The sequence below is a fragment of the Actinomyces sp. zg328 genome (assembly GCF_009829635.1).
Taxonomy (GTDB): domain Bacteria; phylum Actinomycetota; class Actinomycetes; order Actinomycetales; family Actinomycetaceae; genus Actinomyces; species Actinomyces marmotae.
In genome coordinates this window covers 15,025-27,185 of the sequence record NZ_VWPE01000020.1, presented here as the reverse complement: position 1 = coordinate 27,185, position 12,161 = coordinate 15,025, and the positions used below count along the sequence as shown (strand labels likewise).

Annotated in this window: 12 protein-coding genes; all 12 read right to left on the bottom strand. The window is 73.8% G+C overall.

All coding sequences use genetic code 11. The features are described 5' to 3' along the window. The 12 genes from carA to GVV75_RS08455 all read right to left on the bottom strand — a co-directional run bounded on the left by carA (position 1) and on the right by GVV75_RS08455 (position 12,147). Positions 1-1,317 (bottom strand): glutamine-hydrolyzing carbamoyl-phosphate synthase small subunit, encoded by a 1,317-nt coding sequence (carA, locus tag GVV75_RS08510; RefSeq protein WP_159523808.1) that lies wholly within the window; start codon positions 1,315-1,317, stop codon positions 1-3. 143 nt (positions 1,318-1,460) lie between these two features. After that, the gene (locus tag GVV75_RS08505) at positions 1,461-2,765 is read right to left on the bottom strand and encodes a dihydroorotase (protein WP_159523810.1); all 1,305 of its coding nucleotides are present in this window, start codon (positions 2,763-2,765) and stop codon (positions 1,461-1,463) included. Continuing rightward, positions 2,762-3,766, bottom strand: a complete 1,005-nt coding sequence (locus GVV75_RS08500; protein ID WP_159523812.1) for an aspartate carbamoyltransferase catalytic subunit — start codon at positions 3,764-3,766, stop codon at positions 2,762-2,764. The genes GVV75_RS08505 and GVV75_RS08500 overlap by 4 nt, the downstream gene beginning before the upstream one ends. Further along, positions 3,763-4,398: a bifunctional pyr operon transcriptional regulator/uracil phosphoribosyltransferase PyrR gene (pyrR, locus tag GVV75_RS08495; RefSeq protein ID WP_159523814.1), complete on the bottom strand. Its 636-nt coding sequence runs from the start codon at positions 4,396-4,398 to the stop codon at positions 3,763-3,765. Before pyrR ends, GVV75_RS08500 begins: the two co-directional genes overlap by 4 nt. Before the next feature lie 172 nt (positions 4,399-4,570). Next, positions 4,571-5,428: an SDR family oxidoreductase gene (locus tag GVV75_RS08490; RefSeq protein ID WP_159814331.1), complete on the bottom strand. Its 858-nt coding sequence runs from the start codon at positions 5,426-5,428 to the stop codon at positions 4,571-4,573. A gap of 55 nt (positions 5,429-5,483) precedes the next feature. Then, positions 5,484-6,014, bottom strand: a complete 531-nt coding sequence (gene nusB, locus GVV75_RS08485) for a transcription antitermination factor NusB (RefSeq protein ID WP_235905335.1) — start codon at positions 6,012-6,014, stop codon at positions 5,484-5,486. Between the two features lie 56 nt (positions 6,015-6,070). Continuing rightward, entirely contained in the window at positions 6,071-6,634 is a 564-nt protein-coding gene (efp, locus tag GVV75_RS08480; protein ID WP_159523818.1) for an elongation factor P, read from the bottom strand. Between the two features lie 81 nt (positions 6,635-6,715). Beyond that, positions 6,716-7,396, bottom strand: coding sequence for an FMN-binding negative transcriptional regulator (locus tag GVV75_RS08475; protein ID WP_159625250.1), 681 nt, complete (start codon positions 7,394-7,396; stop codon positions 6,716-6,718). Between the two features lie 10 nt (positions 7,397-7,406). Then, a complete protein-coding gene (locus tag GVV75_RS08470) occupies positions 7,407-7,955 on the bottom strand; it encodes a shikimate kinase (RefSeq protein ID WP_159625248.1) in 549 nt (182 codons plus the stop codon). After that, on the bottom strand, positions 7,952-9,829 hold the full coding sequence (gene aroB / locus GVV75_RS08465; protein ID WP_159814329.1) for a 3-dehydroquinate synthase: 1,878 nt from the start codon (positions 9,827-9,829) through the stop codon (positions 7,952-7,954). The genes GVV75_RS08470 and aroB overlap by 4 nt, the downstream gene beginning before the upstream one ends. Positions 9,830-9,893: 64 nt before the next feature. Next, the gene (gene aroC, locus GVV75_RS08460) at positions 9,894-11,120 is read right to left on the bottom strand and encodes a chorismate synthase (protein WP_159814327.1); all 1,227 of its coding nucleotides are present in this window, start codon (positions 11,118-11,120) and stop codon (positions 9,894-9,896) included. A 37-nt stretch (positions 11,121-11,157) separates the two neighbouring features. Then, a complete protein-coding gene (locus tag GVV75_RS08455) occupies positions 11,158-12,147 on the bottom strand; it encodes a shikimate dehydrogenase (protein ID WP_159523828.1) in 990 nt (329 codons plus the stop codon). Positions 12,148-12,161: the final 14 nt, after the last annotated feature.

Sequence of the window (12,161 nt, the reverse complement as noted above, 5' to 3'; positions counted from 1 at the left end):
TCAGGCCTCCTTGATGGGGTTGACGGGCATGACGGGGCCGCTCGGATGGGCGGGGGCCGCAGCTCCGGCGCCCGGGGCGCCGCGATGGGCGCGCATGAGGGCGATGAACCGGTCGAAGAGGTGCTCGCCGTCGTGGGGGCCGGCGGCGGCCTCGGGGTGGTACTGGACGGAGAAGGCGGGGATGTCGAGGGCGCGCAGGCCCTCGACGACGCCGTCGTTGAGTCCCACGTGGCTGACCTCGACGCGCCCGTAGCGCCCGGAGTCGAAGGGCGCCGTGGTGGGGGCGCCCGTGGGGGCGTCCACGGCGAACCCATGGTTGTGGGAGGTGATCTCCACTCTCCCGGTGGCGCGGTCGAGGACGGGTTGGTTGATGCCACGGTGCCCGTAGTCGAGCTTGTAGGTGCCGTAGCCCAGGGCCCGCCCGAGCAGCTGGTTGCCCAGGCAGATCCCGAAGAAGGGGATGCCGGCGTCCAGGACGCCGCGCAGGAGTTCGACCTCAGCGGTGGCGGTGGCGGGGTCGCCGGGGCCGTTGGAGAAGAAGACGCCGTCAGGGCCCAGGGCGAGGACCTCGGCCAGGGTGGTGGATTGCGGCAGGACGTGGACGCGCGCGCCGCGCTCGGCGAGTTGGGCGGGAGTGCGGCTCTTGATCCCCAGGTCGATGGCGGCCACGGTCACGACGGGCTCGCGCCCGGCGAAGGCACCGCTGGGCTCGACGACGTAGCCGGCCGACGTGGTGACCTCCCCGGCGAGGGCCCGGCCGGCCATGGTGGGGCTCCTGCGGACGATGTCCAGGCAGATGTCGATGGCGGCGGCCGAGCCCGGCCCCTCGTGGGCGGCGCCGATGGGCAGGGCGTCGCCGGAGAAGATGCCGGCGCGCATGGCGCCGCGCTCGCGCAGGTGGCGGGTGAGCGCCCGGGTGTCCACGTGGGATAGGCCGACGACACCGGAGTCGATGAGCGCGTCCTCTAGCTCGCCGCGCGAGCGCCAGCTCGAGGCCCGCCTGGCCGGGTCACGGACGATGAAACCGGCCGCCCAGATGCGCGAGGACTCGGAGTCCTCGTCGTTGATGCCCGTGTTGCCGATGTGCGGCGCGGTCATTGTGATGATCTGGCGGTGGTAGGAGGGGTCGGTGAGGGTCTCCTGGTAGCCGGTCATGCCGGTGTTGAAGACGATCTCGCCGAGCGCGCGGCCCTGAGCGCCGTAGGCGCGCCCGCGCAGGACGTAGCCGTCCTCCAGGACGAGGATCGCGGGGGGCCGGGCGGCGGCGCCCGTCGAGCCGGGGGCTGTGGCGGCCCCGGCGCTTCCATTGGTTGCCATGTGCGGCTCCTGAGGGGTGAGTGGTGGAGCGGGTGAGAGGGGCCCTGGGCCCAGGGAGCGTCCGGGGTGTGGGAGGGAGTGGGCAGGGCGCGCCGGACCGGCGGGCGGCGCGTGGGGGCGCCGCCCGCCGGAGGGGCGCTGGATCAGGCGGCCTCGACGGGCCTGCCGTCAAGGACCGTGGGGCGGCCGTGGAGGAAGGTGGCCATCACCTGGCCGGGCAGTTCCATGCCCGCGAAGGGGCTGTTGGCCGAGCGCGTCCACTGGGCGGCTGGGTCGACGACCCTCCTGACCGACGGGTCGACGAGGCAGAGGTTCGCGGGCGCTCCGGCATCGAGCCCCTGGCCCTGGTCCTCGGCGCGCCCGATGAGGGCAGGCGTGGTGGACAGGACGCGGGCGACGTCGCGCCAGGTCATGCGACCAGGCTCGACCATCGTGGCGATGATGATCGGCAGGGCCGTCTCCAGGCCCGTCATGCCGAAGGCGCCGGCGGCCCACTCGCAGTCCTTGTCCTCCACAGGGTGGGGGGCGTGGTCGGTGCCGACGACGTCGATGGTGCCATCGGCGAGCGCCTCGCGGACGGCCTCGACGTCCTCCGCTGTGCGCAGCGGCGGGTTGACCTTGTACAGCGGCGAGTAGGTGCGCGCCTTCTCATCGGTGAGCAGGAGGTGGTGCGGGGTGACCTCGGCGGTGACATTGATGCCCCGGGCCTTGGCCCAGCGGATGATGTCGACGCTGCCAGCGGTGGACAGGTGGCACACGTGCAGGCGCGAGCCCACGTGCTCGGCCAGGAGCACATCGCGAGCAATGATCGACTCCTCGGCGACCGCCGGCCAGCCGCGCAGGCCGAGCTCGGCCGAGACGGCGCCCTCGTGCATCTGGGAGCCCTCGGTCAGGCGCGGGTCCTGGGAGTGCTGGGCGATGACGCCGTCGAAGGACTTGACGTACTCCAGGGCCCGGCGCATGAGGACGGGGTCGTGGACGCACTTGCCGTCGTCGGAGAAGACGCGCACCTGGGCGGCGGAGGACGCCATGGCGCCCATCTCGCTCAGCTGCTCGCCCTTGAGGCCCCGGGAGACGGCGCCGACGGGGTGGACATCCACCCAGCCGGCGTCCTGGCCCAGGCGCAGGACCTGCTCGACGACGCCGGCGTTGTCCTGGACCGGGTTGGTGTTGGCCATGGCGAAGACGGCGGTGTAGCCGCCGACGGCGGCGGCGCGGGTGCCGGTGTAGACGGTCTCGGCCGACTCGCCGCCGGGCTCGCGCAGGTGGGTGTGGATGTCGACGAGGCCCGGCAGGGCGACGAGGCCGGTGGCGTCGTGGCGGGTGGCGCCGGCGGGCGCCTGGGCGGCGGCGTCGGGACCGATCGCGGCGATAACGCCATCGATGATGAGGATGTCCGCGGTGTCCTCGCCGTAGGGGCGGGCACCGGTGATGAGGTGGGCGGTCACAGCTGGTTCCCTTCGTCGGCGAGGAGGAGGTAGAGGGCGGCCATGCGCACGGAGACCCCGTTGCCGACCTGCTCGATGATGCGCGAGCGCGGGTCGTCCGCGGCCTCGGCGGTGATCTCCAGGCCGCGGTTCATGGGCCCGGGGTGCATGACGATGGCGTGCTCGGGCATGGCGGCCCGGCGCAGGGCGTCCAGGCCGTAGGCGCGCGAGTACTCGGCGGGGCTGGGGAAGAAGCCGCCGCCCGCGGCGCTCATGCGCTCGCGCTGGACGCGCAGCATCATGACGGCGTCGGGCTCGACGGAGGCGATGGCGTCGTCGAAGTCGTAGGAGACCTCGCAAGGCCAGTCCTCCATGCCCACGGGCAGGAGAGTCGGCGGGGCGACGAGGGTGACGGAGGCCCCCAGGTGGGTGAGCATGTCCACGTTGGAGCGGGCCACGCGCGAGTGGAGGACGTCCCCGACGATGATGACCCGGGCCCCGTCCAGGTCGCGGCCCCGGGGGGCGGGCGATCCGTCCGCGGCGCGCCCGGCCCCGCTGGCCGGCCCGCCGGGGGCGTACCAGCGGCGCAGGGTCATGGCGTCCAGGAGCGACTGGGTGGGGTGCTGGTGGGTGCCGTCGCCCGCGTTGAGCACGGGGACGTTGATCCAGCCGGCATGGGCCAGGAGGTGGGCGGCGCCCGAGGCGCTGTGGCGCACCACGACGGCGTCGGCGCCCATGGCCATAATCGTCTGGGCGGTGTCCTTGAGGGACTCGCCCTTGGACAGGGAGGAGCCCTTGGCGGAGAAGTTGATGACGTCGGCGCTCAGCCGCTTGGCGGCCGCCTCGAAGGAGAGCCGCGTGCGCGTGGAGTCCTCGAAGAAGAGGTTGACGACGGTCTTGCCGCGCAGGGTGGGGAGCTTCTTGACGGCGTGCTTCTGGGTGGCGGCCATCGCCTCGGCGGTGTCGAGGACCATGACGGTCTCGTCGTGGCCCAGGTCCTTGGCGCTCAGCAGGTGCTTCATCGGGTGGCCTCCTCGCTGGCCGGGATGGTCTCGATCGTGACGGCGTCCTGGGTGGCGCCCAGCTCGGTGAGGGCGACGACGACCTTCTCGGACCGGGAGGTGGGAAGGTTCTTGCCGACGTAGTCGGCGCGGATGGGCAGCTCGCGATGGCCCCGGTCCACGAGGACGGCCAGCTGCACGGAGGACGGGCGGCCGATGGCGCCGATGGCGTCCAGGGCGGCACGGATGGTGCGGCCCGAGTAGAGGACGTCGTCGACGAGGATGACGGTGCGCCCGTCGATGCCCCCGGCGGGGGTGGTGGTGGGCCGCGGCACGCGGATGGGGTGGCGGCCCAGGTCGTCGCGGTACATGGTGATGTCGAGGGTGCCGACCTCGATCGTGGGGCTCGCATTGGCGGCGGGGTCGATCGCGGTGTTGGTGCCCGCGGCGACGGCGAGGGCCTCGGCCAGCCGGTGCGCGAGGGGCACTCCCCCGCTGGGGATGCCCAGGAGGACCACGTCCTCCAATCCGCGGTTGCGCTCGACCACCTCGTGCGCGATACGCAGGAGGGAGCGCGCGATCTCGGCGTCGCCGAGGATCTTCTTCCCGCTCGTGGGTGCGCCGGCAGTGGCGCCTGACAGATTCATGGCCATGAAGGCCCCCTTCCCCGCCTCTCTGGACGGACTTAAAGGATGTCTGGCGCCCCGAGGTTAGCGCGTGGCGAGTCGCCCAGCCGCACGCGGACGCGTCATGGGCCTGTGAAACTGGCCACGTGACGCGCGGAGGCAAGCGGGCCTCGTGCCCCCGAGGCGGTGCCGGGGTCGCTCAGCCCCGCGTGGCGAGCAGGTCGACGAAGGACATCGGCTCCCGGCCGGTGAGGGCGCGCACGTCATCGGTGACGACGTCGAGGGCCCCGGAGGCGATGGAGGCGTAGGTGCTCACCCAGCCGTCCAACTCCCAGTCCGGCGCCCCGTACGCCTCGCGGCTGGCGTAGGCCTCCTCGATCGTCTCGGCGCGGTAGACGGTGGGGCTGCCGTGCTCGGTAAGGGCCTGGGCGATCTCGGCCAGGCTGAGGGCGGCCGGGCCGGTGAGCCGGTAGGTGGCGCTGTCGTGCGCCGAGACCGGGCGCTGCCCAGCACCCGCGAGGTCCAGGAGGACCGCGCCGGCGCAGCGGCCGACGTCCGCCCGGGCGACGGCGCCCACGCGCCCGTCCCCCGCCGGTCCCGCGATGACGCCGTCCACGGCGAACTCGGGGAAGTCGTCGGCGTAGAAGGAGTCCTGAAGGAAGGTCCATCCCATGCCGGAGGCCGCCAAGGCCCGCTCGGTGGACCAGTGGGTGCGCGCGTAAGTGAAGACGGCGTCGGGGGCAGCCGAAAGGAACGAGGTGTAAACGACATGGCCCACGCCGGCGTCACGCGCGGCCCCAATGAGGGCCAGGTGCTGCTCGAGCCGATCCTCGGCCTCATGCGCCGAGACCATGAGGAGGATGTCGATCCCCGCCAGGGCGGCCCGGCACGCCTCCTGGTCGCCGTAGGGCGCGACCGCGACGTCGTCAGCCCAGGAGGGGGCTCGCGACAGGTCCCTCACGAGGAGGCGGGCGGGCACGCCCCTGGCGTGGAGGATGTCGGCGGCAATGCCGCCTATGTGACCGGTCGCGCCGGTGAGGGCGATGCGGTTGCTCATGCGGCCAGCGTAGACGGTCGCGCCAGGGCTCCCTGCCCCGCGCCGGGCAGCGCGCTCAGCGCAGCGTGTCGGCGAGGTCGACGACGCGCCCGAGGAGGCCGCCGAGGTAGCGCGGGGAGTCGTCGGTGGACAGGATCCGGGCCAGGGTCATGGCCTCATCGACGGCCACGGGGCCGTCGACGTCATCGTTGTGGACGATCTCCCACACGGCAACGCGGGCGATGGCACGATCGACTGCGGGCATGCGGGCCAGCGCCCACTCCTGGGCGTATGCCTCGATGACGTCATCGACCTCGGCCAGGTGATCGGCCAGCCCGGCGAGGATTTCGCGGGCGTAGGCGGGCGCCTCGGTGTGGTTGGCGGAGTGGACGGCGCGCTCCACGGCCAGATCGCGCAGGCGCTCGGCCGCACCGGAGCGGTCCCCCTCGCGCGAAGGGCGCAGGAGGCCCTTCTGGTCCGCCTCGAACAAGATCTCGATGGCCCGCCGCCGCGCCTTCGTGCGGGCGGTAACGGCGTGCTTCGAGGCGACCCCCGAGGGGCTTGAGGAGCGCGGCGCCGACGCGGACTCGACGCCGGGCGCGGGGATCCCCTCGCGCGGGTCGGCCGCGGCGTCGTCAGCGGGCAGGGCTGGCACGGCGGGCCTCAGTCGTTGACGCGGGAGATGTAGGTGCCCGAGCGCGTGTCCACCTTCACCCTGTCACCGGTGTTGAGGAACAGCGGGACCTGGATCTCAGCGCCGGTCTCCACGGTCGCAGGCTTGGTGCCGGCGTTGGACCGGTCGCCCTGGAGGCCGGGCTCAGTGTGGGAGATGGTGAGCACCACGGAGGGGGGCATCTCGACGAAGAGCACGGAGGACTCGTGGAAGGCCACGATGACCTCCTGGTTCTCCAGAAGGAAGGTGGCGGCGCCGCCGACGACGTCGGAAGGCACGTTGGTCTGCTCGTAGGACTTGACGTCCATGAAGACGTAGTCGTCACCGTCCTTGTACAGGTACTGCATGTCGCGGCGGTCGACGGTGGCGGTCTCGATCTTGAGGCCGGCGTTGAAGGTCTTGTCCACGGTCTTGCCGGACAGGACGTTCTTGAGCTTGGTGCGCACGAAGGCCGGGCCCTTGCCGGGCTTGACGTGCTGGAACTCCACCACCTGCCACAGCTGGCCCTCCAGGTTGAGCACCAGGCCGTTCTTCAGGTCGTTCGTCGTTGCCACGAGTGGTTTCCTCTACTTCAAGTCGGGGGCCGGGCTCCCTGGGCTGCCCGCGGGGCCCGGCACGTCTAGGACGCGGTGAGTCTACCGTGCCAGGCCAGGGCCGGCGACAGCCCTGCGCGCGCCGCGCAGGCGGGTGATCGTCGCGAAGCGCTCCTCCGCGTAGGGCAGGGAGACTTCTCGCAGGTACCGGGCCAGGCGCTCCTCCCCTTGGGCCTCCATGGCGGCGATGAGGCCGCGCACATCATCAGGGTGGCGGTTCTGGCTCATCTTCGCCTTGCCGCGCACCGTCGTCGCCTCAACGCTCACGGCGACGATCGCCCGCGACATCCGCTGGAGCTTGTCCCGTCCGACGGCGCTCAGGGTGCCGCCATCGCCCATGGCCTCGGTGAGCCGCACGGCGGCCTCCAGGGCCGCGTCGGGACTGGGGTCAACGCGGACCCGCCCGCTGACGTGAAGCGTGATGTAGTCCCAGGTGGGGACGTTCGGCATGACCGCGTTGGTGGCGTACATGCTCGGGGAGACGTAGGCGTCGGCCTCGTCGAGGATGACGAGCCCGGTGGGTTGCGCGAGGGGCTCGGCGGCCTGGGGGTTGTTCCTCACCAGGTGGGTGACGAGGGCGCCCGCGGCGTCGTCGTAGTAAAAGGGGACGAGAGTGGCCTCAGGGCCGTGGTCGTGGACGGTGACGAGGTTGCCCCGGCGCGGCGAGGTCAGGAGCCGACGGGTGTAGTCCTCGGGCAGCTCGAAGTGCTGGGCGACGTACATGCGGCTCAGGCTAGGGACGGGGGGCGGGGGTGTCGAGGAGCGCCACGATCTGGTCCGCACAGTCCGCCGGCTCCCGCTCCGAGGTGTCGATGACGACGCCGGTAACCCGCCGGCAGCGCGCCTCGCGCTCGCGCAGCATCTGGGTGAACTCGTGGTGGATGGTGCCCAGGGCCACCGAGCGCGGGGCGTCGAGGCCGTTGCGGGTGGCCAGGCGCCGCACGGAGGCGGTCAGGCCGACGACGGCGCCCCCGTGCCCGGGCAGGGCGGCCAGGGCGGCCCTGACGCGCTCGGATCCCAGGCAGCCCGATCCCAGGGCGAGGATGCCGCCGGAGGCGCGGGCGGCCTCGATGAGCCCGAGGGCGACCGACTCCTCAACGCGCCGGTACTCGGCTTCCGGGGTGGCCACGAGCGCGAGCTCCTCCTCGGTGCCGAGCCGGGCGGCGGTCTGGGCGCCGAGGTCCAGGCAGGGCGCGCCCAGCAGCCCGGCGAGGGCGCGGGCGACGGTGGTGCAGCCGGCGCCGGGCGGGCCGATGAGGGCGATCGCCGTCGCGCCGCTCATGCGGCTCCCTCCGGGCTCGCGGTCACGGCGCGGTGGGCCGCCTCGAGCTCGCCCGGGGTGGGCTCGACGCCCCTGATGGGCCGCAGCGGACCGAAGCGGTCTTCGACGAGCACCATGCGCAGCCGTCCGGCGCGGTTCTTCTTGTCCGAGCGCATCGCCGCGCGCAGGTCGTCCCAGCGCTCAGCGCCGTCGGGGAAGGCCACCGGCAGGCCGACCGCCTCCAGGGCCTCGCGGTGGCGGGCGAGGCCCTTGCCGCTCAGCAGTCCCCTCCGGTGGGCGATCTCGGCGGCGAAGACGCATCCGACTGCCACGGCCTCGCCGTGGCGCCACGCGTAGTCGGTGATCCGCTCGATGGCGTGGCCGTAGGTGTGCCCGTAGTTGAGGATCTCGCGCAGCCCGGACTCGGTGAGGTCCTGGGCCACGACGGCGGCCTTGACCAGGACCGCCCGGCGCACGAGCTCGGCCAGGACGGGCGCGTCCGAGCGCAGGCAGGCGGCCGGGTCGGCCTCGACGAGCCGCAGGATCTCCTCGTCCTGGATGAGCCCGCATTTGATGACCTCACCGAGCCCGGCGCGCAGTTCGTCGAGCGGGAGGCCGGCCAGGATGCCGAGGTCGGCGACCACGGCGCTGGGCGTGTGGAAGGCCCCCACGAGGTTCTTGCCGGCGGCGGTGTCAATGCCGGTCTTCCCGCCAACGGCGGCGTCGACCATGGCCAGGAGGGTGGTGGGCGCCTGGACGACGGGGATGCCCCGCAGCCAGGTGGCCGCGGCGAAGCCGGCGAGGTCCGTGGTCGCCCCACCGCCAACGCCGATGAGGCAGCCGTCGCGGCCCAGCCCCGCCCGCCCGAGGTGCTCCCAGATGGAGGACAGCACGTCGGCGCGTTTGGAGGCCTCCCCGTCGGGGACCTCGATGAGGGCCGTCCGCAGGCCGGCCGCGTGGAGGTCCCCGGCCAGTCTCCCGGCGGCCTGGGCGAGGACGCCGGGGTGGATGATCCCGACGCCGCCCGCGCCCTGGCCCGGTGAGGCGAGGACCGCCCTCGTCACCCGAGGGGCGAGGAGCCCACGCCCGATGACGACGTCATAACCCCGCGCCCCGGGGACGTGGACGGTGGTGGCGCCCTCAGGGTCCTCGGTCACGCGGGGGCCGGCGGGCCGCCGAGGCTCGGGGCCGGCGGGCACCTCGGGCGACGGCTCCCGGCGAGCGGGCGCGTGAGAGAGGATGCCCGCATGGGCCAGTCCCCGGGCGGTGGCTGCCGGCGTCGCCCCGAGGGAGACGAGCACGAGGGCGGCCACCTGGGCCGGGCTGAGCCCATCGGTGGGTACGGTGACGGTGGCGATCTCCTCGTAAAGGGGACGGCGTTCGGCGTCGAGCGCCTCCATGCGCGCCAGCACGCCGGTCAGCGCCCCCTGGCAGGCCCGCACCGCGGTGAGGGCCGCGTCGGAGTCCGATCCGGGGCTGATGAGGGGGCGGCCCTCCCCGCTGCCGACGTGCTGGGCGGCGGTGGCGGGCCGGGCGGAGAGGTAGACGACGGTGTGGTGCCGCAGCATCTCGCGGTTCTCCGGGCGCAGGACGCCGCCGCCGCCCAAGGCGACGATCCCGTGGGCCGCGCCGAGGGACTCCAGGACTTCCCGCAGCGCGCGGGTCTCGCGGTCGCGGAAGCCCTCCTCGCCCTCAGCGGTGAAGATCTCGGGGATGGTCATGCGCGCCCGGCGCCGGATCTCGGCGTCGGTGTCGGTCACCTGAATGCCCAGGGCGGCGGCGAGGAGGCGGGCGACCGTCGTCTTGCCCGCGCCCGGCAGGCCGACCAGCACCAGCGGCAGGCGCTCCCGGTTGATGATCGCCGTGGCGGCGGGGTCCGTGCGGTTGTGGCTCATGCGGGTCTCCTCATCGGTGGTTCCCGGTGGCGCCGCCCGGCGCCCGCGGTGGATCGGTCGGGGCTCAGGCGGTCCAGTGGGTCCGCTCGGCGATACGCTCGGTGTAGGCGCGCAGGTTCCTGGCGCACTCGGTCACCGAGTCGCCACCCGTCTTGTCCAGGAGGGCCTGGGCGAGGACGAGGGCGGTGGCCGCCTGGGCGATGACGGCCCCGGGCACCACCGCAGTGGTGTCTGATCGCTGGTGGAGGCCGGTGGCGGGCTCCCCCGTGGCCAGGTCCACGCTGCGCAGGGCTCGGGGGACGGTGGAGATCGGCTTGTAGGCGGCCCGCACGCGGATCGGGGAGCCGTTGCTCATGCCGCCCTCGATGCCCCCGGCCCGGTTGGAGGCGCGGGTGACGGCGCCGTCGGCGAAGGCGAGGATCTCATCGTGGGCCCGGCTGCCGGGCAGCGCGGCGGTCTCGAAGCCGTCCCCGATCTCCACGCCCTTGACGGCCTGGATGCTCATGAGCTCGCCGGCGAGCCGGGCGTCGAGGCGTGATCCGGCGACGGTGTGCGTGCCCAGGCCGATGGGGACGCCGGTGGCGATGACCTCGACCACTCCCCCGAGGGTGTCCCCGTCCTTGCGCGCGGCGTCGATGCGCTCGACCATGGCCGCGCTCGTGGCCGGGTCGACGCAGCGCACGGGGTCGGCGTCGAGGCGCTCGGTGTCCTCGGGCGTGGGTGTGGGCGCGCCGGCCGGCAGACGGACCTCCCCGATGCGCACCACGTGGCTGACGAGCCTGATGCCGGCGATCTGCTCGAGGATGGCCTCGGCGACGGCGCCCAGCGCCACCCGCGCGGCGGTCTCGCGCGCTGAGGCCCTCTCCAGGACGGGCCGGGCGTCGGGGAGATCGTACTTGAGGGCGCCCGGGAGGTCGGCGTGCCCGGGGCGCGGGCGCGTCAGGGGCCGGTTGCGGGCGATCTCGCGCTCATCGCCGGTGCCGGCGTCGATGAGCAGGTCCTCGGCGGCGACGGGGTCGGCGCTCATGACGGTGCGCCACTTGGGCCACTCGGAGTTCCCGATCCGCAGGGCGATGGGGCTGCCGATGGTCACACCGTGGCGGATGCCCCCGATGACGCTCAGCTCATCGCGCTCGAAGCGCTGGCGGGCACCGCGGCCATGGCCGAGCCGGCGCCGGGCCAGAGCGGAGCCGATCCGCGCGCTGGTGATGGCCACGCCCGCGGGCGCGCCCTCCATGAGCGCGGTCAACGCCTCGCCGTGGGACTCGCCGGCAGTCATCCATCGCAGCATGGGTGGATCATCGCACAGGGTCGGCGCCGGCGCGCGGTCACCGAGTGCCAAGCGCGCCCATCAGGGCCCCGCGCATGGCGCTGGCATCCGGCGAGCGGCCGGTCATGAGACGGACCTGGGCCACCGCCTGGTGCAGGAGCATGAGCCAGCCGGGCGCGATCGCGCCTCCGGCTCCGCTCCAGGCGCGGGCCAGGGCGGTGGGCCAGGGCGCGTAGACGACGTCGAGGAGGACGGCCTCGCGCCGGGTGCCACCGCGGGCATCGAGCGCCTGGGCGAGCGGTTCAGCGAGGGTGTCTGACGCGCCCCGGGGCAGGGTGGAGACCACGAGATCGGCCCCGGCGGCGGCCTGGGCGACGACGGCGTCGGAGGCGGGCTCCCCGGGCCGCCAGGTGAGGGCCTGGATCTCCAGGCCCATGCGATGGGCGGCGACGAGCGCGCGGCCCGGGCCCGCGTGGCGGCGGGCGGCCACCGTGATGCCATGGGCGCCGAACTCGGGGAGCGCGGCGAGGGCAGAGCAGGCCGTGGCCCCCGAGCCGAGGACGAGCGCGGTGGGCGCCGGACGGCCCGCGCCCCTGGAGGGGGCCGCGGCGCGGGCCGCGCTCCCATGGTTTTCGCGCGCCTCCCTCAGCGCGCCGGAGATGCCGGCCACATCGGTGTTGAAGCCCGCCAGAAGGGCGGGACCGGAGCCGGAGCGCTGGGCGACGACGGTGTTGACCGCCCCGACCACCTGGGCGAGAGGATCGATGAGGTCGAGCATCGGCATGATGGCCTGCTTGTGGGGCATCGTCACCGACAGCCCCGCCCAGGCGGGCTCCACGCCCGCGGGGGCGCGCAGGGCGTCGACGAGGCCGGCCAACTCGCCGGGCGCTACCCGGAGCGCCTCATAGGACCAGTCGGCCAGGCCGAAGCCCTCATAGGCGGCGCGGTGGAGCGCGGGGGACAGCGAATGGGCGATGGGATCGCCGATGACTGCCGCCCGGTGGGCGGGCGCGGGCGGCGCGCCCGCGGGGCTGTCGATGCGTGTCATCGGGTCAGCGGCCC